Origin of the sequence: Jannaschia donghaensis (genome assembly GCF_001403795.1) — a bacterium.
Classification (GTDB): Bacteria; Pseudomonadota; Alphaproteobacteria; order Rhodobacterales; family Rhodobacteraceae; genus Jannaschia; species Jannaschia donghaensis.
The window spans coordinates 364,981-386,495 of record NZ_CXSU01000005.1 but is presented as its reverse complement, the minus strand read 5'-3'; the positions used below and the strand labels follow the sequence as shown (position 1 = coordinate 386,495).

General features: G+C 67.0%; 19 protein-coding genes and 1 pseudogene. 9 read left to right on the top strand and 11 right to left on the bottom strand.

Annotated features, from left to right (window positions below; all coding sequences use genetic code 11):
• The first annotated feature begins 43 nt into the window (after window positions 1-43).
• Both glyA and JDO7802_RS02525 read left to right on the top strand, forming a co-directional pair.
• Window positions 44-1,327 (top strand): serine hydroxymethyltransferase, encoded by a 1,284-nt coding sequence (glyA, locus tag JDO7802_RS02530; protein ID WP_055082277.1) that lies wholly within the window; start codon window positions 44-46, stop codon window positions 1,325-1,327.
• Window positions 1,320-2,351 (top strand): aldo/keto reductase, encoded by a 1,032-nt coding sequence (locus JDO7802_RS02525; protein ID WP_245624088.1) that lies wholly within the window; start codon window positions 1,320-1,322, stop codon window positions 2,349-2,351. The genes glyA and JDO7802_RS02525 overlap by 8 nt, the downstream gene beginning before the upstream one ends.
• Before the next feature lie 24 nt (window positions 2,352-2,375).
• On the opposite strand, the gene urtE is transcribed toward JDO7802_RS02525, so the two are convergent.
• From urtE to JDO7802_RS02485, 8 genes are all read right to left on the bottom strand, one after another.
• Window positions 2,376-3,065, bottom strand: a complete 690-nt coding sequence (gene urtE, locus JDO7802_RS02520; protein WP_055082273.1) for an urea ABC transporter ATP-binding subunit UrtE — start codon at window positions 3,063-3,065, stop codon at window positions 2,376-2,378.
• Window positions 3,058-3,810, bottom strand: coding sequence for an urea ABC transporter ATP-binding protein UrtD (urtD, locus tag JDO7802_RS02515; protein ID WP_055082271.1), 753 nt, complete (start codon window positions 3,808-3,810; stop codon window positions 3,058-3,060). Before urtD ends, urtE begins: the two co-directional genes overlap by 8 nt.
• Window positions 3,807-5,078, bottom strand: a complete 1,272-nt coding sequence (locus tag JDO7802_RS02510; protein ID WP_055082269.1) for an ABC transporter permease subunit — start codon at window positions 5,076-5,078, stop codon at window positions 3,807-3,809. Before JDO7802_RS02510 ends, urtD begins: the two co-directional genes overlap by 4 nt.
• The gene (urtB, locus tag JDO7802_RS02505) at window positions 5,075-7,009 is read right to left on the bottom strand and encodes an urea ABC transporter permease subunit UrtB (RefSeq protein WP_055082267.1); all 1,935 of its coding nucleotides are present in this window, start codon (window positions 7,007-7,009) and stop codon (window positions 5,075-5,077) included. Before urtB ends, JDO7802_RS02510 begins: the two co-directional genes overlap by 4 nt.
• Window positions 7,010-7,094: 85 nt before the next feature.
• Entirely contained in the window at window positions 7,095-8,372 is a 1,278-nt protein-coding gene (urtA, locus tag JDO7802_RS02500; protein WP_055082265.1) for an urea ABC transporter substrate-binding protein, read from the bottom strand.
• A gap of 191 nt (window positions 8,373-8,563) precedes the next feature.
• On the bottom strand, window positions 8,564-10,117 hold the full coding sequence (gene glpD, locus JDO7802_RS02495) for a glycerol-3-phosphate dehydrogenase (protein ID WP_055082263.1): 1,554 nt from the start codon (window positions 10,115-10,117) through the stop codon (window positions 8,564-8,566).
• A 104-nt stretch (window positions 10,118-10,221) separates the two neighbouring features.
• A complete protein-coding gene (locus tag JDO7802_RS02490; protein ID WP_055082261.1) occupies window positions 10,222-11,034 on the bottom strand; it encodes a bifunctional allantoicase/(S)-ureidoglycine aminohydrolase in 813 nt (270 codons plus the stop codon).
• Window positions 11,031-11,828 carry a phytanoyl-CoA dioxygenase family protein gene (locus tag JDO7802_RS02485; protein ID WP_245624087.1) on the bottom strand — a complete coding sequence of 266 codons (798 nt, stop codon included), beginning with the start codon at window positions 11,826-11,828 and terminating at the stop codon, window positions 11,031-11,033. Before JDO7802_RS02485 ends, JDO7802_RS02490 begins: the two co-directional genes overlap by 4 nt.
• Before the next feature lie 148 nt (window positions 11,829-11,976).
• Here JDO7802_RS02485 and JDO7802_RS02480 point away from each other — a divergent pair, with 148 nt between their 5' ends.
• The 5 genes from JDO7802_RS02480 to JDO7802_RS02460 all read left to right on the top strand — a co-directional run bounded on the left by JDO7802_RS02480 (window position 11,977) and on the right by JDO7802_RS02460 (window position 16,398).
• Complete coding sequence (locus JDO7802_RS02480) at window positions 11,977-12,435, top strand: (2Fe-2S)-binding protein (protein WP_055082259.1); 459 nt, start codon at window positions 11,977-11,979, stop codon at window positions 12,433-12,435.
• A complete protein-coding gene (locus JDO7802_RS02475; RefSeq protein WP_055082257.1) occupies window positions 12,435-14,669 on the top strand; it encodes a xanthine dehydrogenase family protein molybdopterin-binding subunit in 2,235 nt (744 codons plus the stop codon). The genes JDO7802_RS02480 and JDO7802_RS02475 overlap by 1 nt, the downstream gene beginning before the upstream one ends.
• Complete coding sequence (locus JDO7802_RS02470) at window positions 14,666-15,187, top strand: hypothetical protein (RefSeq protein WP_055082255.1); 522 nt, start codon at window positions 14,666-14,668, stop codon at window positions 15,185-15,187. The genes JDO7802_RS02475 and JDO7802_RS02470 overlap by 4 nt, the downstream gene beginning before the upstream one ends.
• On the top strand, window positions 15,184-15,855 hold the full coding sequence (gph, locus tag JDO7802_RS02465; protein WP_187298076.1) for a phosphoglycolate phosphatase: 672 nt from the start codon (window positions 15,184-15,186) through the stop codon (window positions 15,853-15,855). The genes JDO7802_RS02470 and gph overlap by 4 nt, the downstream gene beginning before the upstream one ends.
• A 78-nt stretch (window positions 15,856-15,933) precedes the next feature.
• Window positions 15,934-16,398, top strand: a complete 465-nt coding sequence (locus JDO7802_RS02460; RefSeq protein WP_055082253.1) for an NUDIX hydrolase — start codon at window positions 15,934-15,936, stop codon at window positions 16,396-16,398.
• Between the two features lie 83 nt (window positions 16,399-16,481).
• On the opposite strand, the gene JDO7802_RS18155 is transcribed toward JDO7802_RS02460, so the two are convergent.
• The 3 genes from JDO7802_RS18155 to JDO7802_RS02450 all read right to left on the bottom strand — a co-directional run bounded on the left by JDO7802_RS18155 (window position 16,482) and on the right by JDO7802_RS02450 (window position 18,615).
• A complete protein-coding gene (locus JDO7802_RS18155) occupies window positions 16,482-16,622 on the bottom strand; it encodes a hypothetical protein (protein WP_187298075.1) in 141 nt (46 codons plus the stop codon).
• Window positions 16,623-16,741: 119 nt separating this feature from the next.
• Window positions 16,742-17,536 (bottom strand): protein-disulfide reductase DsbD domain-containing protein, encoded by a 795-nt coding sequence (locus tag JDO7802_RS02455; protein ID WP_055082251.1) that lies wholly within the window; start codon window positions 17,534-17,536, stop codon window positions 16,742-16,744.
• 101 nt (window positions 17,537-17,637) lie between these two features.
• Window positions 17,638-18,615 (bottom strand): L-threonylcarbamoyladenylate synthase, encoded by a 978-nt coding sequence (locus JDO7802_RS02450; protein ID WP_055082249.1) that lies wholly within the window; start codon window positions 18,613-18,615, stop codon window positions 17,638-17,640.
• A gap of 73 nt (window positions 18,616-18,688) precedes the next feature.
• Here JDO7802_RS02450 and JDO7802_RS02445 point away from each other — a divergent pair, with 73 nt between their 5' ends.
• Window positions 18,689-20,359, top strand: a complete 1,671-nt coding sequence (locus JDO7802_RS02445) for an acyl-CoA dehydrogenase family protein (protein WP_055082247.1) — start codon at window positions 18,689-18,691, stop codon at window positions 20,357-20,359.
• Window positions 20,360-20,427: 68 nt separating this feature from the next.
• Window positions 20,428-21,473, top strand: a pseudogene (locus tag JDO7802_RS02440) (MBL fold metallo-hydrolase).
• Window positions 21,474-21,515 lie beyond the last annotated feature (42 nt).

Here is a 21,515-nt window from a genome sequence, read left to right as displayed (position 1 = left end):
CGAAGGGCCGTCGCCCGGCGACATGGGCGGGAAGGAGACATCCATGACCGACCTCGCCCCCCGCCCCTGGTTGCCGGACGTCGTGCGCGCCCGCATCGACGCCATCGCGCTGCCCACCGATCCCGCCGCCCGGATCGAGGATCTGGCCCGCGCCGCCGTCATCACTCACGACACGGCCTTCAACCTCAACCCCGCGACCAATGTGATGAACCCAAGGGCCGAGGCGCTGCTGGCCTCGGGCATCGGCAGCCGCCCATCGCTCGGCTACCCGGGCGACAAGTACGAGATGGGCCTGGACCAGATCGAGGAGATCGAGACGATCACCCATCGCCTTGCCTGCGCCGTCTTCGACGCGACCTACGCGGAGGCGCGGGTGCCGTCGGGGGCCATCGCCAACCTGATGGTGTTCATGGCCCTGGCGAAACCCGGTGACGCGATCATCGTGCCGCCCGCATCGATCGGCGGTCACGTCACGCATCACGGTGCGGGCTGCGCGGGGCTTTATGGATTGGACATCCACGAGGCTCCGGTCGATGCGGATGGATACACCGTCGACGTGGGCGGGCTGCGCGCGATGGCCGAACGCGTGCGCCCCCGGATCATCACGCTGGGCCAGTCGCTCAACCTGTTTGCGCATCCCGTCGCAAACGTGCGCGCCATCGCCGATGCCGTGGGCGCGCATCTGATGTTCGACGCCGCCCATCTGTGCGGCATGATCGCGGGGCGTGCCTGGGACAACCCGCTGACACAGGGCGCGCATGTGATGACCATGAGCACCTATAAATCGCTGGGCGGTCCGGCGGGCGGGCTGATCGTATCGAACGATGCGGATGTGGCACACAAGATCGAGGCCATCGCCTTCCCTGGCCTGACCGCCAATTTCGACGCCGGCAAGACGGCGGCACTTGGCATCACCCTGCAGGACTGGCGCAGCCGCGGCGAAGCCTATGCGCGCGCAATGATCGACCTGTCCGCCGCATTGGCCAAGGCCGCCACGACCGAGGGGCTGGACGTCTATCGCGGCACGCGCAGCCACCAGTTCGCCATCGACGCGCGGACCCTGGGCGGGGGCCAGACAGCAGCGCGGCGTTTGGAGCGGGCAGGCTTCCTGACCTGCGGCATCGGCCTGCCCCTGCCCGGGGTCGACAGCGATCTGAACGGCCTGCGCCTTGGCACGCCGGAACTGGCCCGGCGCGGGGTGACACCGGCGGATGCCCCCGCCATCATGGCGCTGTTCGCCCGCGCGTTGCGCGACGACCCGGAAACGGTTCTTGCGGATGTCCGCGCCCTGCGCGCCCGGTTCACGGAGGTTCGATATTGTGACTGAAGCCCTCAGGACCCGCCATTGGGACCGCACCGGCAACGGTGGTCTGACCTTTACCGAACTTGGGTTCGGCACCGCGCCGCTGGGCAACCTCTACCGCGCGATCACCGATGACGAAGCTCAGGCCACGCTGCAAAGTGCTTGGGACGGTGGGGTGCGGTACTTCGACACCGCGCCGCTCTATGGCCTGGGCCTGTCGGAAACACGGCTCAACCGATTTCTGCGCGACAAGCCGCGTGACGAATACGTCTTGTCGTCCAAGGTCGGCAGGCTTCTGAAGCCCGCGACCGAAGCGACCCGCGACGGACATGGCAAATGGTTCGAGGTGCCCGCCCGTACCGAAATCTACGACTACAGCTATGACGGCGTGATGCGATCGGTGGAGTTCAGCCTGGAACGGCTGGGCGTGGACCGGATCGACATGCTTTTCGCCCATGACATCGACGTGCCCAACCAGGGATCGCGCGCCAACGTGAACGCCAAGGTCGATCAACTGATGGCAGGCGGTTATCACGCGTTGGAGCGGATGCGTCTGGACGGCACCATCAAGGCCTTCGGCGCGGGCGTGAACGAATGGGAGGTTTGCGAGCAGCTTCTGCATCGCGGCGACTTCGACATCTTCCTGATGGCCGGCCGCTATACCCTGCTGGAGCAGGAGGCGCTGACGTCCTTTTTGCCGCTGTGCGCGGCGCGGGGCGTCGGCATCGTGACGGGCGGGCCGTATAATTCGGGGATTCTGGCCACCGGCCCGGTCGACGGCAGCTTCTATGACTACGAACCCGCCACCGCGCAGGTGAAGGCGCGTGTGGGCCGCATCGACGCCATCTGTGCCGATCACGGCGTCCGTCTGATCGACGCCGCGTTCCAATTTCCACTGCTTCACCCCACCACGCTGTCGGTCATCCCCGGCGGGCAGGGCGTTGCGGAATCCGAAGGAAATCTGCGCGCCGCCGCGGCCACGATCCCGCCCGATCTCTGGGCCGAGTTGAAGCGCGAGGGCCTGATCCGGCAGGACGCGCCGACCTAGGGCCGCTTTTCCCAAATGGCCTCTCTAGACCGAGACATCCGCCAGGATCGCCTCGCGGTCGGCGCCGGCCCGTATCTCGTCGCGCAGGACGGAACCGCGCCGTAGCGCCACGATGCGGTCGGCCAGGCCCCAGGCAAAATCGAACCGCTGCTCGACCAGGACGATCGCCATGTCGCCCGCATCACGCAGCCCCGCGATCACCTGCCCGATCTGGGCGATGATATTGGGCTGGATCCCCTCCGTCGGCTCATCGAGCAGCAGGACGCGCGGTTTGGTCACAAGCGCGCGGGCAATGGCCAGCTGCTGTTGCTGCCCGCCCGACAGATCGCCGCCGCGCCGCCCGGCCATATCGCGCAACACGGGGAACAGATCGTAGATCTCCCCCGGCACCCGTCGGTCCGCCTTGGGCAGGCAGGCGAACCCGGTGGCGAGGTTTTCGGCGACGGTCAGCTGCGGGAAGACTTCCCGGCCCTGCGGCACATAGGCGATGCCCGCCTGGGCCCGCGCCTTGGCCCCCGGCGGCAACGGGTCGCCGTCCAGCGTAACGACGCCCCGCATCGGATGCCGTCCCGCCAGCGCCTTGAGGAGCGAGGTCTTGCCCGTCCCGTTCAGGCCCATGACGCAGGTGATTTCGCCGGGTCTGGCCGTCAGGTCGATGCCGTGCAGAATCTGGCTGCCCCCGTAGAACAGCGTGACGTTGCGCGCCTCAAGCATCCGCCGCCTCCTGTCGTCCCAGATAGACGTCGATCACCCGCGGATCGGCGCAGACGTGGTCCAGCGATCCTTCGGCCAGCGCGTGGCCTTCGTGCAGGACCGTCACGCGGCAATTCAGGCGGCGTACGAATTCCATGTCATGCTCGATCACCACGACGGCGCGCGTCTTCGCCGCCTCCACCAGCATTTCCGTCGTCCGCTCCCGCTCCGCGCTGGTCATGCCGGCGGCGGGTTCGTCCACCAGCAGCAGGCGCGGTTCCTGCGCCAGCAGCATCCCGATCTCCAGCCATTGCTTCTGGCCGTGGCTCAAGACGCCGGCGGGCGTCTGCATCCGGTCCTCCAACCCGACCCGCGCCGCGGCCCCCCGCGCCGCAACCCGCGCATCGGTGCGTCGGAAAAGAACCGCAAAGGGCGCGCGTGGGGCGGCAAGGGCCATGGTCAGGTTTTCCTCGACCGTCTGATCCTCAAACACGGTGGGTTTCTGGAATTTGCGCCCGATGCCCGCCCGCGCGATCTGCGCCTCGGACATCTTCGTCAGGTCGCGCGACAGATCGCCGTAGCATATCGTGCCCGCATCCGGTCGGATCTTGCCGGTCACAAGGTCCATGAACGTCGTCTTGCCCGCCCCGTTCGGGCCGATGATGGCCCGCAGCTCGGGTTCGTTGACCGAGAAGCTGAGATCGTCGATCGCGCGAAACCCATCGAACGTCTTGGTCACGCCGGACACCTCCAGAAGCGCGCTCACCGGCTTTCCTCCTCGGCTCGCAAGGCCCCTTGGTCGGGGCCCAGATCGCCCTGTCGTCGCATGGCGCGGCGCGCCGTCCATAAATCCACCAGACCACCCAATCCCTTGGGCGCGAACAGCGTGACGGCCACGAAGGACAGGCCCAGCAGAACCAGCCACCAATCGGTCCATTTGATTTCATAGAAGCCCAAGTCGATGTCCGGCGCGCCGCCGCCGGTGAACCAGCTGGACGCAAGGCTGACGACCGCGGCCCCGATGACCGCGCCGTAAAGCCGCCCGCGCCCGCCGATTGCGACCCAGACGGCCAGGTAGATCGACGCGATGGGCGCGATTTCCGCTGGGTTCACGATGCCCGCCTGCGGATAGTAGAGGGCACCCGCGACGCCGCAGGCCATGGCCGTCCCGGTGAAGACGGCCAGCTTGTAACGCTCCACCTCGTAACCCAGGAACCGCACCCGCGCCTCGTCGTCGCGAATGCCGCGCAGGACGGAGCCGAACCGCCCCGACACGGTCCAGGCGGCCAGAAGGTAGGCGAGGGCCAATGCCACGGCAGACCCCCAAAGAAACCAGAGCGACAGGGTGGATTGCGGGGTGCCCGACAGGCCGGGAATGTTCTGCAGCCCCGAAAGGCCGTTGTTGCCGCGCAATCCGTTGTCGTTCTGGAACAGCCACAGCGACAGGGCGAGGGTGCCGGCCTGCGTCAGGATCGACAGGTAAACGCCGACCACCCGGCTGCGGAACGCCAGCCATCCGAAGATCAGGGCGATCGCGCCGGGGACAAGAACGGCGAAGGCCAGTTGCAGGGGCAGCGATCCCGCAAAGGTCCACAGGGCGGGAACATCTGACGATCCGACGACGCCGAAGATCTGACTGCCGATGGCCTCCTCGATCTCCAGCGGGGTGGCGGGGAGCGGTGCGCGGGACAGGGTTTCGAGGACGATGCCCTCGGTCCGGCTCCACATGAGCCACATGCCGATGGCGTAGCCGCCGATCCCGAAGAAGGCGAAATGGCCCAGGGACAGAATGCCCGTGAAGCCCCACACGAGGTCCATGGCGAGGGCGGCGATGCACAGGCACAGCGTCTTGCCCAGCAGTTTGACGAAGGAGGTCGAGACCCATCCCGCCTGCGCCATCAGGGTCGCCACTATGGTGACGAACGCCAGAGCGCACAGGAAGACGAGGACATCCGCGCGCGCGATCAGCGGACGTGGGCCGGCCCCCGCACCCCCGAGGTATTTCTGGCCGGAAGAAGAGGCAGCGTCGGTCATTGAACGAACCTGCCCTTCTGCGCCACGATCCCGCGGGGGCGGACTTGGATGAAGAGGATGATGAACAGGATCATGTAGGTTTGTGCGGCCAGCGTGTTCGACGGGTTCAGCCATTCGATCCCCTTTTGCAGCCCCCCGATCAGGCCGGCCCCGGCCAACGTGCCAAAGACCGACCCCACGCCGCCGACGACGACCGTCATGAAGGACTGCACGATGTAGCCCGCGCCCATTTCGGATGTCACCTGCGCGAACAATCCGATGGCCACGCCAGCAACCCCCGCGATGCCCGACCCCAGCGCGAAGGTCGCCATGCCCACGCGGTCGGGGTCGATGCCAAGCGATGCGGCCATGCCGGGGTTCTGCGTCACGGCCCGGACCTCCAGCCCCAAGCGGGTGCGGCGCAGGATATAGACGAGGAGAGCCAGGAAGACGGCGGCCAGCACGAAGATCGCGATGCGGATATAGCTGATGCCCACCACGTCGTTCAGGCTCCACGCCCCGGCCAGCCAGTCGGGAGAAGTGAGCGGCACCGCCTGCGTGCCGAAGATGTTCTTGAAGATCTGCTGCAGCGCGACCGAGATGCCGAAGGTCGCGAGCAAGGTCTCCAGCGGGCGGTGGGCAAGGTGGCGGATGACGAGCCGTTCCAATGCGACACCCGCCGCCCCCGCCACCACGAAAGCCAGCGGCAGGGCGATGACAAGCGACCACGTGTAGTCGGGCACGATCTGCTGAACCACGTAGCCGGTATAGGCCCCGATCATGATGAATTCGCCGTGGGCCATGTTGATGACACCCATCACACCGAAGGTGATGGCCAGCCCGATCGCGGCGAGGAAGTAGATCGACGCCAGCGACACCGCATCCAGCGTCATGTCCGCCGCTTGCGCGCGCGCCACGCGGGCATCGACCTGTGCCAGCGCGGCCACGGCGGCTTCGGTTATGGCGGGGTCGGCTTCGTCGTAGACCTCGGTGATCGGGTTCATCGCCAGCAGGATCGCCGCCGCGTCCACCGGCGGTCGCGGCGGGGCAAGGCCCGTGCCCGACAGCGCGGCATAGGCCGTCCAGCGCGCCTCTTCGGTGTCGAGTTGCGCGACGGGCGTGCCGGCGACCGCAGCCCCGGCGATGTTGGCGACCAGGGCCGCATCGCGGTCGGCGCGGGACACGGCATCGGGGACGATGCCTTCGTCCGCCAGAAGGTCCAGTGCGACCTCTGCGGTGATGTCGGTGCCGACCTGCAGGGTGCGGGCGATATTGGCACCTTCGGGCGGGGTCCCGACAATGCGGTCGGTGGTCAGCACGGCGTTGAGCGCGGCCCGCGCCTCCAGCGAGATGCGGTCGGCCATCCAGTCGATGGCCGTCAGGCGCGCGGTCTGGTCCGTGCCGAAGCGGATGGTGATCAGACGGTCCAGCGCCTCCTTGCGGTTGCGGATCAGGCGATCCTCCTCCGCTTCGATGGAGGCGCGCAGGGGGGCCAGAAGGTCGGGTGTCGGATTGCGGGAGAGTGAATCGAGCGCGGCACGGCGGCGATCCGGGTCCGGATCGTTGAGCTGAAACTGGACGAGGGCCGTCGCGATCAGCTTGCGCACCCCGGCATTCGGTTTGAGTTCGGAGGCGTCGCGGCGGGCGACCTCTCCGACGTCGGTGCCATCCTCGACCGACCGCAGCGCATAGATATCGCCCTCGCGGGTGCCGTAGAAAAACAGGCCGTCGGCGTCGTGCCGCACCACGCCCTTATCGGCCCAAGCCTCCAGGAAATCGGGCATCGCGGGCAGGTCGCTGGCGGCCAGATCGTCCAGCACGGGCTGGATCGTACGGCGCGACGGCTTGGCGATGTCCTCGGCGTGGGTCTGAAGCAGGGCCTGAACCGGGCCGGTCTGTGCCGCGACAGGCGACGTCAACAGGGCGACGGCAAGGGCGAGGAGAAAGCGCATTTTATATTCCCGTAGGACGGGGTTCACCCCGCCACGCGCGCAGGGCGGGGTGAACCCCCGCCCTGCGATTTCGGCTCAGGTCAGATCAGTAGTTGGACTGGATCTGAACGCAGGTCTCGGCCTCGGTGTCGTACATTCCGCAGCCCAGGCCCGGCCAGTCGGAGGTCAGCTTGGCGCTGTCGACCAGATGGTCGGTCCAGGCGTCGCCTTCGACCTCCGCCGTCTGGGACACGATGTCGAACTGGCCGTCTTCGGTGATTTCCCCGATCAGGACAGGCTTAGACAGGTGGTGGTTGGGCAGCATCACGGCCGTGCCGCCGGTCAGGTTCGGAAACTCCTGTCCATACATCGCGTCGCGGACCGCATCGACGTCGGTGGTCCCGGCGGCCTCGACCGCGTTCACCCACATGTTGAAGCCGATGTAATGGGCCTCCATCGGGTCGTTGGTCACGCGATCTTCGCCCATCCGCTCTTTCCAGGCGGCGATGAATTCGGCGTTGGCGTCCGTCTCGGCGGATTGGAAATAATTCCAGGCCGCCAGGTGGCCGACGAGATCGGTCGTGTCGAGGCCCGACAATTCCTCCTCCCCCACGGAGAAGGCGACGACGGGGATGTCGTCGGCGGAAATTTCGGACGCGGCCAGTTCCTTGTAGAACCCGATGTTGGCATCACCGTTGATGGTGGAGATGACACCGACGGGGCGACCGTCTTCGGACATTTCCACCACATCACCCACGATCGTGGCCCAATCGGAGTGGCCGAACGGTGTGTAGTTGACGAAGATGTCTTCGGCGGCGACACCCTTGGACTTCAGGTAGGCTTCCAGGATGTTGTTGGTCGTGCGCGGATAGACGTAGTCGGTGCCAAGCAGGGCGAAGCGTTCGACGCCCAGTTCTTCTAGGAAGTAGTCGACTGCGGGAATGGCCTGCTGGTTCGGGGCGGCACCGGTGTAGAAGACGTTTTTGGAGCTTTCCTCGCCTTCGTACTGCACGGGATAGAACATCAGGCCGTTCAATTCCTCCAGCACCGGCAGCGCGGATTTGCGGCTGACGGAGGTCCAGGAGCCGAAGATCACGTCGACCTCCTCCACCGTCAGCAACTCGCGCGCTTTCTCGGCGAACAGCGGCCAGTCGGAGGCCGGGTCGACGACCACCGCCTCGATATCGCAACCCAGAAGGCCGCCGGCCTCGTTCTGGCGGTCGACCAGCATTTCGACCGTGTCCTTCAGCGTGGTTTCCGAAATGGCCATCGTGCCCGATAGCGAGTGCAGGACGCCGACCTTGACCGGGCAATCGGCCTGCGCATGGGCGGCGGTGGAGGCGAGCAGAAGCGGCAGGCTCAGAAGTGCTTTGCGATACGTCATCGGTGATCCCCTGTTTTGACCGGACCGACGTTCGGGACAGGGGTTCGCCACAGGCAAGCGACAGGGCCGCATTCACGGCTTTGCGAATTTGAATGCCCGGTTTTGCGGCGAATTGAAATCGCACTGCCCGTTTTATATGCCGTTGCGTAAACCAGACCGGCAGCGGCACCGCAGCGTGATTCTCGCAGCGATCAATCCTGCGGCGACCGGCCCGCCATGAACGCCTCCAAAGTGGTCACTTGGGCCGCGCTCAGCCGCAATCCCAGCTTGGTGCGCCGCCAAAGCACGTCCTGCGCGGTGCGCGCCCATTCGCGGTCCATCTGCCAGATGACTTCCGCTTCGGTCAGCGTGTGCCCGAAGTCATGTCCCAGGTCGGCCGCGTCCTTGGCGGTGCCCAAGACGTCCGCCGCCTGCGTGCCATAGGCCCGCACCAGCCGCACCGCCCAATGGTCGGTCAGGAATGGATAGGCGGCTTGCAGCGCCATCACCTGCGCGCCCTGTCCACCCACCGCAAAATCGCCGCCCGGCAAGGGTGCGTCGTGGGTCCAGGGACCGGTTATGGTCAGATGATCGCCGATCTTGTCCATCGCGGCATTGGCCAGCTTGCGGAACGTGGTGATCTTGCCGCCGAAGATGTTGAGGACGGGCGCCCCGCCCGAGTCGACCTTCAGCACGTAGTCCCGGGTCGCCGCCGTGGCCGATGTCGCGCCGTCGTCGTACAGCGGGCGCACGCCGGAATACGTCCAGACGACGTCGGCGTCGGTCAGGTCGCGCTTGAAATAGCCGTTGGCGAAATCCAGCAGGTAGGCCCGTTCTTCCGGCGTGCAGACCGGCTTTTCATCGGCATCGTGATGTTCGGCGTCGGTCGTGCCGATCAGGGTGTAATCGTATTCGTAGGGGATCGCGAAGATGATCCGCCCGTCGGCCCCCTGGAAGAAATAGCATTTGTCGTGATCGTAGAGTCGCTTGGTCACGATGTGCGACCCGCGCACCAGGCGCACGCCTTCCTTGGCGTTCGACCGCACGACGCCGGCGATAACATCGCCGACCCAGGGCCCGGCCGCGTTCACCAGCATCTTGGCGCGGATCTGGCCTTCGCGTTCGCCCGACAAGGTCACCAGCCATTCGTCGCCGTCACGCTCCGCCGACACGACCTTGGTGCCCACGGCAATGTCCGCGCCCCGGTTCGCCGCATCCCGCGCGTTCAGCACGACCAGTCGCGAATCCTCGACCCAGCCGTCGGAATATTCGAACGCCTTGCGAAAGCGGTCCTCCAACGGTGCGCCCTCGGGCGTATCGACAAGCGATATCGTCTTGGTGCCGGGCAAGAGTTTCGACTTGGCAAGACTGTCGTACATGAACAGACCCGCCCGGATTAGCCAGTCGGGCCGACGCCCCCGCAGCCAGGGCATGGTCGTACCGATCAGCTTGGAGGTCGGCGTCCCCCCCTCGAACCGCATATCGGGTGACAATGGCAGCACGAAGCGCAGCGGCCAGGAGATGTGGGGCATGTTGCGGATCAGGATATCGCGTTCGCGCAGCGCCTCGCGCACCAGCCGCACCTCCCAGTATTCGAGATAGCGCAGGCCGCCATGGAACAGCTTGGTCGACGAACTCGACGTTGCACCCGCCAGGTCGCCCATTTCCGCCAGACCGACCGACAGGCCCCGACCGGCCGCATCGCGCGCGATGCCGCAGCCGTTGATGCCGCCGCCGATGATGAACAGGTCGTAGGTCTGGCGCATGGTGATCCTCACATCGCTTGCGAAGCGCGCCTAAACGAACATTCGCCTGTTCCTTTGGGCGCGTATCACGATTATGCCGCCCCTGCCAACGCCGTGCCGCTGCGTCAGCCCAGCACACCCCCCAACGCCGCATGCCGGTTCACGTCCTTATAGAGAAGATAGCGGAACTGCCCCGGCCCGCCAGCATAGCAGGCCTGCGGACAATAGGCGCGCAGCCACATGTAATCGCCGGCCTCCACCTCCACCCAGTCGCGGTTGAGCTTATAGGCGGCCTTGCCCTCCAGCACGAAGAGACCGTGCTCCATAACATGCGTTTCCTCGAACGGGATCAGGCCGCCCGGCTGAAACGTCACGATGTTGACGTGGCAATCATGGTCCGTGTCCGACGGATCGACGAAGCGCGTGGTGGCCCAGCGCCCGTCGGTGCCAGGCATGGCGACGGGATCGTGGTCCGCCTCCCGCGTGACGAAGGCGGGCGGGGTCGTGGTGCCGGGGGCCGCGACCCAGCGTTTGCGGATCCAGTGAAACCGGGCGTCCTGCGGTGCATTCACCGACCAGTCGGTCCCCGCGGGCACATAGGCATAGCCCCCCGCCGTCATCGCATGATCGGTCCCATCAACGCGCAGCGTCAGGGTGCCGTCCACGACATAGAGGATCGACTGCGCCAGCGGATCGACCTCGGGTGCCTGACAGCCGCCGCCGGTCTCCAACTCGACCAGATAATGCGAAAAGGTCTCTGAAAACCCGGACATCGGGCGCGCCAGCATCCACATCCGCATCCCCGTCCAGCCGGGCAGGATGGAGGTCACGATGTCGGTCTGACAGCCGCGTGGGATCACGGCGTAGCTTTCGGTGAAAACGGCGCGCCCGGTCATCAGCGCGGTCTGCGGCGGCAGGCCGCCGGGGGGTGTCGTCATGTCGTCCTCCAGACGGTCGGGAACCAATCGTCGCGCAGCCGGTCGCCGGGCGCATGGCCGTGACCGGGAAACGGTGGCGACGTCGGGCCGGGGCGTTCGACGTAGCGGGCGTCATCGCCGACGTAACGCAGCGAGAACGCCCGCCGCCGCGCGCCCGCCACGTTGCCCCGCGCGCCGTGCAGGGTGTTGAACGAAAAGGCGACGGCATCGCCAGGCTCCATTTTCCATTCCACCACGCGCATCCCCTCGGCGTCCGGATCGGGGATGGGCCTGTAGTCGCCGGCGAAGAACGCCTCCTGCGACAGCCAGCGGGTCGGCAGAACCGGCTTTTCCCAAAGGTGCGATCCCGCAACCAGCCGAAGCGTCGCGTCGCGCACCGGATCGAGAGGGACCCAGAAGCTGACGGTCTGGCGCCCGTCGACGAAATAATACGGCGCATCCTGATGCCACGGCGTCGGGCGCGCCGTCCCCGGCTCCTTCACCAGAACGTGTTCGTGAAATAACTGCACGCGCTGCGATGCCATGAGCGCGGCGGCGGTGCCGGCGATCACGGGGTCGCGGGCCGCCGCCTCGAACGCAGGGAAGCGGTGCCAGTTCACGTAATCCTCGAAGAAGCGTCCCGCCTCTCCGAGTGCGGTGTTTTCGCCGGCGTGGGGGCCGGGGTCGGCCAGGTTCGCGGTGACCGCGTCGCGCAGCGCCGGAACGTGATCCGCGAACAGGCCGCGCAGGATGACCGCGCCGTCGCGTGCGAAATCATCGGCAAGGTCGGACGTTACGGGCATCGCGGCTGTCATCCCACCGTCCTGCCGCATCGCGCGGGGCAGGTCCAGCGCCACGCCGACCCGACGTCACGGGGCGGGGCAGACGAAATCGGGATCGAACGGTTTGCGCCGCGCCGCGTCAGGCGTATCTGTGGCAAGGCGAACGCGCAGGAGGCACCCGATGAAACTCACCGTCGACGGCACGACCCACGATCTGGACGTAGAACCGGACATGCCGCTTCTGTGGCTGTTGCGCGACGAGTTGCGGATCCACGGCCCGAAGTACGGATGCGGCATCGATGCCTGCGGGGCCTGCACCGTGCATCTGGACGGGTTGGCGGTGCGGTCGTGCCAGATCACGGCACAAGAGGTCGAGGGGGCCGAGGTCACCACGATCGAAGGGCTGGGCACGCCGGATGCGCCGCATCCGGTGCAACAGGCCTGGATCGATGAACAGGTCGCGCAATGCGGTTATTGCCAGTCGGGGCAGGTGATGCAGGCGGCCAGCCTTCTGGCGTTGAACCCCGCCCCCACGGACGCGGAGATCGACGCCGCGATGTCGGGCAACCTGTGCCGCTGCGCCAGCTATCCCCGCATCCGCGCCGCCATTCGCCGCGCCATTCAAAGCGAGGGCGCGTGATGGCAAGTGTCGGAAAAATCGCCCGCCGCAGTTTCCTGATCGGCTCCGCCGCCGTTGCCGGCGGCGTGGCTTTCGGCGTCTATGCCTGGCGCAAGCCGGTCGACAATCCGCTGCTGGCGGATCTGCCCGAAGGGGCCACGACGCTGAACCCCTATGTGATGATCGACGCGGACGGTGTGACGCTGATCACCCCGCGCAGCGATGTCGGGCAGGGCGCGGTCTCGATCCAGACGTATCTGCTGGCCGAGGAGCTGGACGTCGATCCGCAAACGGTGCGCACGTCGTTCGGGCCTGCGTCGGGTGCCTATTACAACGGCAAGGTCGCCGCCGAGGGGATGCCGTTCGCGGCCTGGAACGACGGCCTTGTGTCGCGTGTGGGGCGCAGCGCGGCTGGCCCGGCGGCGAAGTTTCTGGGCCTGCACATCACCGGCGGGTCGACCACGGTGCCCGACATGTACGACCGCCTGCGTGCCGCCGGCGCGACCGCACGCGAGACGCTGAAACAGGCCGCCGCAAACCGCTACGCTTTCGTGCGCGCCGATCTGCGCACCGAAGGCGGCGCAGTCATTCTGCCGACCGGCGACGCGGTCCCCTATGCAGATCTGGCCCAGGAGGCGGCGGCGCTGGACCCGATCGAAGTCGCCCCCCGCGCGGCCGAAGGGTGGAAATGGCTGGGCAAAAACATGCGGCGCACCGATATGGTCGCCAAGTCCACCGGCACCTTCCGTTACGGCGGGGATCTGGTGCTGGACGACATGATCCATGCGACGGTCGTCACCAATCCCGCCATGGATGGCGGCGTGGTATCGGTGGACGATGCGGCCGCGCGGGCGATGCGCGGGGTGGAGGACGTGGTACCGATCACCGACGGTTTCGCCGTGCTGGCCGACAACACCTGGCGCGCGATGGCCGCGGCCCGCGCGCTGGCGATCGAATGGGACGTGCCCACGGGTCGCCCCGCCGACAGCGACGCCATGTGGGAGGCGCATACCGCCGCCTTCATCGACGATGCCCAGGACAGCCGGTTTGCCGACGACGGCGACGTGGACGCCGCCCCGGGCGACCTGGTGACCGCGGAATACCGCGCGCCATTCTTGCACCATGCCCCGTTGGAGCCGGCCAATGCGACCGTCCTTTACACCGAAGGCGGCACGCAGGTCTGGACGGCGACGCAGGTGCCGATCTTCGTGCGCGATGCCGTCGCCGCCATCACCGGGCAGGACGCCGATCTGGTGCAGGTGCACAATCAGCCGTCGGGCGGCAGCTTCGGGCACCGCCTCGATTACCTTTGGGTGCAACAGGCCGCCGAAATCGCGGTGCAGGTGCCCGGACGCCCCGTGCGCCTGACGCTGAGCCGGGAACAGGATATGACCCACGGCTTCCTGCGCCCCATGGCAATCGCGCGCGGGCGCGGCACGGTCGACGATGGACAGGTGCGCAGCCTGGACCTATCGATCGCCGCGCATTCCGTGACCGAAAGCCAGATCGGGCGCGCGGGGCTTCCGGCCGTCGGTCCGGACGTCGCGATCGTCGCCGCGGCGTGGGATGCACCCTATGCCATCCCCGACCGGCGGATCACCGGATACCGGGTGCCGGCCGGCGTCGGCGTGTCGTCCTGGCGGTCCGTGGGTGCGTCGCACAACGGCTTTTTCATCGAAAGCCTGCTGGACGAGCTGATTGCCGAGGCCGGGGCCGACCCGGTGGCCGAACGCCTGCGCTTGCTGCACGACGACGCGTCGCGCGGCGTGTTGGAGGCCGTGGCCGACATGGCGTCCTGGAATGGCCCGCTGGGCGACGGCAAGGGCCGGGGCGTGGCCTTCACCATCGCCTTCGGCGTGCCCTGCGCGCAGATCATCGAAGTGTCGGATACGGAGGCGGGCATCCGCCTCGACAAGCTGTGGATCGCGGCGGACGTCGGACAGGTGCTGGACCCGGTGAACCTGGAAAGCCAGTTGTCGGGGGGCGCGCTGTTCGGGCTGGGCCATGCGATGCACGCGGAGGTGACGTTCGACAATCATCGCATCCAGCAGACCAATTATCACGAATACGAAAGCATGCGGTTGTGGCAGACCCCGCAGGTAGAAGTTCGCACGTTGGAAACCCTGCCCACCATCCGTGGCGCAGGGGAACCGGGCCTGCCGCCCGCCGCACCCGCGTTGGCCAACGCGATCTTCGCGGCGACCGGCACGCGCCTGCGCGACATGCCCTTCGCCAAATCGGTGCGCTTCGCATGAGGGCGCTTCTGATCCTCTGCGCCCTGGCCGCGCCTGCCGCCGCGCAGAGTTTCGACCCAATCGCGGAGGTGCTGCTGCATCCGCGCTGCGCGAATTGTCATGTCGGGGCCGACGGCATTCCGCTGTGGTCCACCGAAGCGGGCGGCACACAGCCCCATGGCTACCACATGCAGGGCGGCGAAAGCCGGATGGGGATCGAGACGTTGCCCTGTTCGACCTGTCACACCAACCGCAACGGCGTGCTGGAGGGCAGTGCGCCCGGGGCCGAGGGTTGGGCCCTGCCCCCGGTCGAAATGCAATGGGCGGCGCGGACACCCGCCCAGATCTGCGAACAACTGAAAGACCCAGATCGCAACGGCGGCCGCACCTTGGCCGAGGTGGCCGATCACGTCGGGCACGATCCGCTGGTTCTGTGGGGCTGGACGCCCGGGCCGGGGCTGGAGCCTGCCCCCGGCACACCCGAAGAAACTGTCGCAGCGATCCTGGCCTGGGCCGACGCCGGCGCACCCTGCCCGTGACGCCAGTCGCCCCGACGTGGCCCCTGCAAGCCGTGGTCTTCGATCTGGATGGCACCCTGATCGACAGCGCGCCCGGTCTTTGTCTGGCAGCCGGGACCACGATGGACGATCTGGGCCTGCCGCGCCCCGACCTTGCCACGGTGATCGGCTTCATCGGCAACGGTGCCCCCAAACTGGTGGAGCGGTGCCTGCACTGGGCAGGGGCGGATCCGGTGCGGCATCCCGACGCCTTGGCGGTCTTCCTGCGCCACTACGGCCGCGATCCGATGATCGGCACAACCGCCTACGACGGCGCGCAGGATCTGCTGGACGCGCTGGCGGCGCAGGGTCTGAAGCTGGGCCTGTGCACCAACAAACCCGCAGGGCCGACCCATGCCATCCTGCGCGCGTTGCCATTGGGTCCGTTCGACGCCGTGCTGGGCGGCGACAGCCTGCCGAAGCGCAAGCCTGATCCCGCTCCGCTGCTGCGGGTCGTCGCCGATCTGGGCGCGGACCCGGTCGCGACGCTTTACGTGGGCGATTCCATCACCGACTGGCGCACCGCTCGGGCGGCGGGAATTGCGTACGTCCACGTCGAGGGCGGCTATCAGACGACGCCGATCCCCGACTTCGCGCCATGGCGGACGGTCGCGTCGATTGCCGGGGTGGCGGGCCTGATATCCACCTGATCCAGCGGCTGTATTTGCAAACGAATCGCTTATATGGGATGATTGGCGAAAGGATGCACAAGCATCCAAGGAGCAGATGTGGCCAAGGCAAGAGAACAGATCGCAGCGTTGCCGCTGCGGTGGAACGACAACAACGAAGTCGAAGTCCTGATGATAACCTCCCGCGATACGGGCCGATGGGTCGTGCCGAAAGGGTGGACCATGAAGGATGTGAAGCCTTGGGCCGCCGCGGCGATCGAAGCGTTGGAGGAGGCCGGGGCCAAGGGCCATATCGCGCGCGAGGTATTCGGCACCTACGGCTATGACAAGATCATGGATGATGGCACGCCGCAGCCGTGCCGCGTTCGCGTCTATCCGATGATCGTTGAAAAGCTGAAGACGGATTGGAAGGAACGCGACGCGCGGACCCGCAAGTGGTTCTCGCTGTCCAAGGCCGCCGATCTGGTCGATGAGCCGGAGCTGGCCGACATGCTGTCGCGTCTGACGGTGAAGCCCAAGAAGGTGCCCGTCGCCGGCCCGCTGCTGCGTCGCGCGGCGTCCTGACGCGCCGCTGATTCCTGACGTGGGAAATGAAAAAGCCGCATCCCTTGGGACACGGCTGATCGAATACTTATGCAGCTGTTGACTTAGCGTGGACCGCGCCGGTCGTCATTGCGTACCGGAATGCGGATCCGCTCGGGTTGCGGTCCAAGGGAGTCGAGAAGTTCCGACAGACGGTCGGTCACCGCGTCGATCGCTTTGCCAAGGGCGCTTTGCTTGTCGGCCATGCGTACTCTCCTCATCCGTAAATCAAAATGTAACGGTGCGCGCCGTGCTTCAAGGGAAAGATGTGCCAACCGCGACATTATGCCGTGATCGGCGGGGATTTGCGCATCGTCGAGCAGTTTCAACCCGTGCAGCCAAACACCTCGACCGCTCCTCGGGTTCCGATTACCGTCATTCGCAATTGGCTTCGGTCTACCCCGAACGTTCCGTTGCCCGCCATCAAAAGCTGCGAAGTTGCGTCGATTCGCCCGCCGCGCCGGGTGACCTGCGCGTCCGTCACCCAGACGTTCGGGTTGGCCATCTCGAACACGACCGCCTCGGCACGGCCCTGAGACGGCACGTCGATCTGCCCGGTGATGGCGAAGCCGTCGTCGATGGGTCGAAGCAGGCAGCGCGCGCGTGCGTTTACCCGGCGGGGACGGTCCCGCAAGGCAGCCTCCAACGCGCGATCGGGCGTGGCGGACCCGGTCAGGACGGCGGCAACATCGATCTGCGCGGGCAGGCAGATGTCGGCACAGACGCCGATGTCGAGGCGCCCGCGCAGCTCCGGCGTGCCACGTCCCGGCACGATCAGAAGCGGCAGGACGAAATCGCGATCGTAGCCGATGGACAGCGCCGCGCCCTGCCGGAAGACCGTGGGCGTGGGCCAGGCCGGCGTGACCGAACGGACACCGCGCGAATCGCGCCAGTCCATGCGCGGCGATATTCCGGCGGCCCCCGCGCTGCGCCAGTAGGTTTTCCACCCAGGTGCCAGACGGATTTTCAGACCCGCGACGTGGGTGCCGTCGGCCCGCCGCCATCCCGGCACCACCTCGACGGAAACGATCTGCGACACGTCCGCGACCTGCGCGCGCGCAGTCGGGGCGACGAGGCCCAGAAGGAGCAATAGGGTCAGAAGACGAAAAAAGGTCAGCATGGTGGACCTGTGCTAGCGAAGCGTGGCATCCATTGGAAATCACGCCTGCGGCATGAAGATGGCAGTCGGCGTTGCGAGATCAGGCGCGCGGGGCCGCCGCATCATCCTTTTGGCGCGCGCGGGGCCGCCGCGCGACGCAATCGATCGTTGATCGCGCGCCCCAGGCCCTTTTCGGGGATCGGCGCGACGTCGATCCGGGTCTTCCCCGCCGCCCCGGCCAGACGGTCGATCGCGTGCAGGTGGTCGAACAGGTTCGCCGCCGCCTCCACCAGGTCGCCCTGCGCCGAGAGGGTCAGGTCGCCGGCAACCAGACCAAAGCCCAGCAGCGCCGCATCCGGGTCCCGGTCGGTCACGCTCAATCGCACGGGCCGCCCCGGCGCGTAATGGGACGACAATTGTCCCGGGGCCTGCACCTTTCCCGGCGTGACGTCACGCGTCAGAACATGACCCAGCGCGGCCTCGATCTCCTCGGCGGCCAATCCGCCTTCGCGCAACAGGGCAAGCGGTGCGGTTCGCAGGATCGTCGATTCCAGACCGACGCGGCAGGCCCCGCCGTCCAGCACGCCGTCGATCCGGTCGCCCAGACCTTCGATCACATGGATCGCCCGCGTCGCCGACACACGGCCCGACGGATTTGCCGAAGGCGCCGCAACGGGCCGTCCGACCCGGCCCAGAAGATCGCGCGCCAAAGGTGACGCCGGCACCCGCACCGCGACCGTTTCAAGGCCGGCCGTCACCAAGGGCGAAAGCTCATGGTCGTCACGCAGGGGCAAAACCAACGTCAGCGGACCGGGCCAGAACCGCATCGCCAGATCGTCGGCAGCCGCGTCGAAGACGGCGAAGGCCTCGGCTGCGGCCTTGTCGACGACGTGCACGATCAGCGGGTTGAACGCCGGTCGCCCCTTGGCCGCGAAGATGCGCGCGACCGCGCGCCCGTCGGTCGCATCGGCCCCAAGGCCATAGACCGTCTCGGTCGGGAAGGCCAAAAGGCCGCCGCCGCGCAGGACGTCCGCCGCCGCCGCGATTTCCTGCGGCCCGAAGACGCGGGGGCCGTGACGTCGTGTTTCAGTTGATGCCATGCGCGCCTGCGCCCTAGTATTCGTGCAATTCACGGACCCATACCGGTCCCTGCCCCTAATTGGGAGGTTTCACATGCCCTATCGCGCGCCCGTCTCTGAATTGCGTTTCGTGCTCGATCACATCGTCGGCTTCGACCGCGTCGCCGCCACCGATACCTTCGCCGAGGCCACGCCCGACATGGTCGAGGCGATCCTGACCGAAGCCGGGAAGATGTGCGAAGAGGTGCTGTCCCCCCTGAACCGCGCCGGCGACATCACGCCCGCCGCCCTCGAAAACGGCGTCGTTCGCACGTCGCCCGGCTTCGGCGACGGGTTCCGTGCGATCGCCGACGGCGGTTGGATCGGGATGTCGGCGGACCCGGAGTACGGCGGCATGGGCCTGCCCATCACCCTGACGATGGCCGTGAACGAGATGATCGGGTCGGGGTGTCTGGCGCTGCAACTCAACCCCTTGATGACCCAGGGCCAGATCGAAGCGCTCGAGGCCCATGCCTCGCCCGAGATCCAGGATCTGTATATCCCGAAGCTCGTGTCTGGCGAATGGTGCGGCACGATGAACCTGACCGAGCCACAGGCCGGATCAGACGTCGGCGCGCTCAAGTCCAAGGCCGAAGACAACGGCGACGGAACCTATGCGGTTACCGGCCAAAAGATCTATATCTCCTGGGGCGACAACGACTTTTCCGAGAATATCTGCCACCTGGTTCTGGCCCGCCTGCCCGATGGTGCCGAAGGCACGCGGGGCATCAGCCTGTTCATGGTGCCCAAGTGGATACCCGACGCGGACGGTAAACCGGGCGTCGCGAACACGCTCAAGGTCGTGTCGCTGGAACACAAGCTGGGCCTGCACGGCTCCCCCACGGCTGTGATGCAATACGACGGCGCGACCGGCTGGCTGGTGGGCGAGCCGCACAAGGGCATGGCCGCGATGTTCACCATGATGAACAACGCGCGCCTGGGCGTCGGCGTTCAGGGTCTGTCGGTGGCCGAGGCCGCGCTGCAACACGCCATCGGGTATGCGATGGATCGCAAGCAGGGCAAGACGGGCCGCGACGCCGACCACATCCTGGAACACGCCGACGTGCGCCGCATGGTCCTGTCGATGAAGGCGGACATCTTCGCGACCCGCGCCTTGGCGATGGATTGCGCCGTCTCGCTCGACATGGCCAAGGCCACGGGGGATGCCGCATGGAAGGCACGCGGCGCGTTCCTGACGCCTATCGCCAAGGCCTTCGGCACCGACACCGGCATCAAGGTCGCGGGCGACGGCATCCAGGTGCATGGCGGAATGGGCTTCGTGGAGGAGACGGGGGCCGCTCAATTTCTGCGCGACGTGCGTGTCACCGCGATCTACGAAGGCACCAACGGCATCCAGGCGATGGATCTGGTGGGGCGTAAACTGATGGATCGTGGGGCCGCCGCCTTTGCCCTGCTGGACGAGGTGGAGGCCTTCGGCAACGACGACCTGACCACCGCCGCGACGCATCTGCGCAAGCTGACGGAATGGATGCTGGAGCAGGACATGCAGGACCGCTTCGCCGGGGCTGTGTCCTATCTGGGGGCGTTCGCCCGGGTACTGGGCGCGTTCTATCACCTCAAGGCCGCCGCTGCCGAAACGACTCGCGCGCCGCTGGCTGCCTATGCTGCCGGGCGCATGATCCCCGAAGCCATGGCCGAAATGGCCAAGGCCCGGACCGGTGCGGCGGAGCTGTATGCCGTGTCCACAGATGTGATCGCAGCCTAAAAAATTGGGGGCGGGGGGGGCAGCCCCTCCCGCTCCCCGACGTGTTTATGGCCAGAAGAGGGGGTGACATGCCCGATGACACCCTGCCCGACGGCTATGCCGGGCTGACGTTCCCCTGGACCACGCCCCCCGCAGAAGGCGAGGTGACGGAGGTGTCCGAGGGCGTTCTCTGGGCGCGCCTGCCGCTGCCGATGGCTCTGGACCACGTGAACATCTATTTCCTGCGCGAAGACGATGGATGGGCCATGGTCGACACCGGGTTCGACACCAAACGGACGCGGGCGATCCTGCAAAAGCTGCGCGCCGGCCCGCTGGGCGGCGATCCGATCACCCGACTTCTCGTCACGCACCACCATCCCGACCACGTCGGTCTGGCCGGATGGCTGCAATCCCTGGGCACCGAGCTTCTGATGACGCGCACGGCGTGGTTGATGGCGCGGATGCTGACGCTGGACGATCAACCCCTGCCCACGCCCGAAACCATCGCGTTCTGCCGCCGCTGGGGCATGGACGCCGACATCATGGCCAAGCGCGCGACCGAGCGGCCGTTCAACTTCGCGGACATCGTGGCCCCCCTGCCCGTCGGTGTGACCCGGTTGCACGAAGGGGAGGACATCCTGTTCGGCGGGCGGCGGTGGCGCGCGGCGACGGCCACGCGGCGGAACATGCGGTTCTCTACGAAGTCGGCGGCGATCTGGTGCTGGGCGGCGATCAGCTTCTGCCCGGTATCTCGCCCAATCTTGGCCTCTATCCGTCGGAAACGAACGCCGACCCCATCGGTGACTGGCTGGCGGCCTGCGATCGGCTTGCCCCGCTCGCGCGGCCCGATCAGATGGTGCTGCCCGGTCACAAGCTGCCGTATCGCGGCCTTCCGACCCGGATGAAATCGCTGCGACAGAACCACGTCACCGCGCTCGACCGGCTGCACGCCCATCTGGCCAAGCCGCGCACCGGCGGCGACTGCTTCGCGCCGCTGTTCAAACGCAAGATCACTGGCGATCTCTACGGCCTCGCCTTCTTCGAGGCGATTGCCCATATCCAGCATCTGCATCTGACGGGACGTGTGCGTCGCACCACGCGCGACGATGGCGTCTGGCTCTGGCAGGCCATCTGATCCCCCGCTGACGGGTTGGTGAGTTGCACCGAACGCGGACTT

Coding starts and splice junctions, on each gene's coding strand:
- urtE (WP_055082273.1), bottom strand. CDS start 3,065: ATGCTTGAGGCGCGCAACGTCACGCTGTTCTACGGGGGCAGCCAGATT.
- JDO7802_RS02490 (WP_055082261.1), bottom strand. CDS start 11,034: ATGACGACACCCCCCGGCGGCCTGCCGCCGCAGACCGCGCTGATGACC.
- urtA (WP_055082265.1), bottom strand. CDS start 8,372: ATGACGTATCGCAAAGCACTTCTGAGCCTGCCGCTTCTGCTCGCCTCC.
- JDO7802_RS18155 (WP_187298075.1), bottom strand. CDS start 16,622: ATGGCCGACAAGCAAAGCGCCCTTGGCAAAGCGATCGACGCGGTGACC.
- JDO7802_RS02480 (WP_055082259.1), top strand. CDS start 11,977: ATGAAACTCACCGTCGACGGCACGACCCACGATCTGGACGTAGAACCG.
- JDO7802_RS02445 (WP_055082247.1), top strand. CDS start 18,689: ATGCCCTATCGCGCGCCCGTCTCTGAATTGCGTTTCGTGCTCGATCAC.
- JDO7802_RS02470 (WP_055082255.1), top strand. CDS start 14,666: ATGAGGGCGCTTCTGATCCTCTGCGCCCTGGCCGCGCCTGCCGCCGCG.
- glyA (WP_055082277.1), top strand. CDS start 44: ATGACCGACCTCGCCCCCCGCCCCTGGTTGCCGGACGTCGTGCGCGCC.
- urtB (WP_055082267.1), bottom strand. CDS start 7,009: ATGCGCTTTCTCCTCGCCCTTGCCGTCGCCCTGTTGACGTCGCCTGTC.
- JDO7802_RS02450 (WP_055082249.1), bottom strand. CDS start 18,615: ATGGCATCAACTGAAACACGACGTCACGGCCCCCGCGTCTTCGGGCCG.
- JDO7802_RS02485 (WP_245624087.1), bottom strand. CDS start 11,828: ATGACAGCCGCGATGCCCGTAACGTCCGACCTTGCCGATGATTTCGCA.
- JDO7802_RS02510 (WP_055082269.1), bottom strand. CDS start 5,078: ATGACCGACGCTGCCTCTTCTTCCGGCCAGAAATACCTCGGGGGTGCG.
- glpD (WP_055082263.1), bottom strand. CDS start 10,117: ATGCGCCAGACCTACGACCTGTTCATCATCGGCGGCGGCATCAACGGC.
- JDO7802_RS02475 (WP_055082257.1), top strand. CDS start 12,435: ATGGCAAGTGTCGGAAAAATCGCCCGCCGCAGTTTCCTGATCGGCTCC.
- JDO7802_RS02455 (WP_055082251.1), bottom strand. CDS start 17,536: ATGCTGACCTTTTTTCGTCTTCTGACCCTATTGCTCCTTCTGGGCCTC.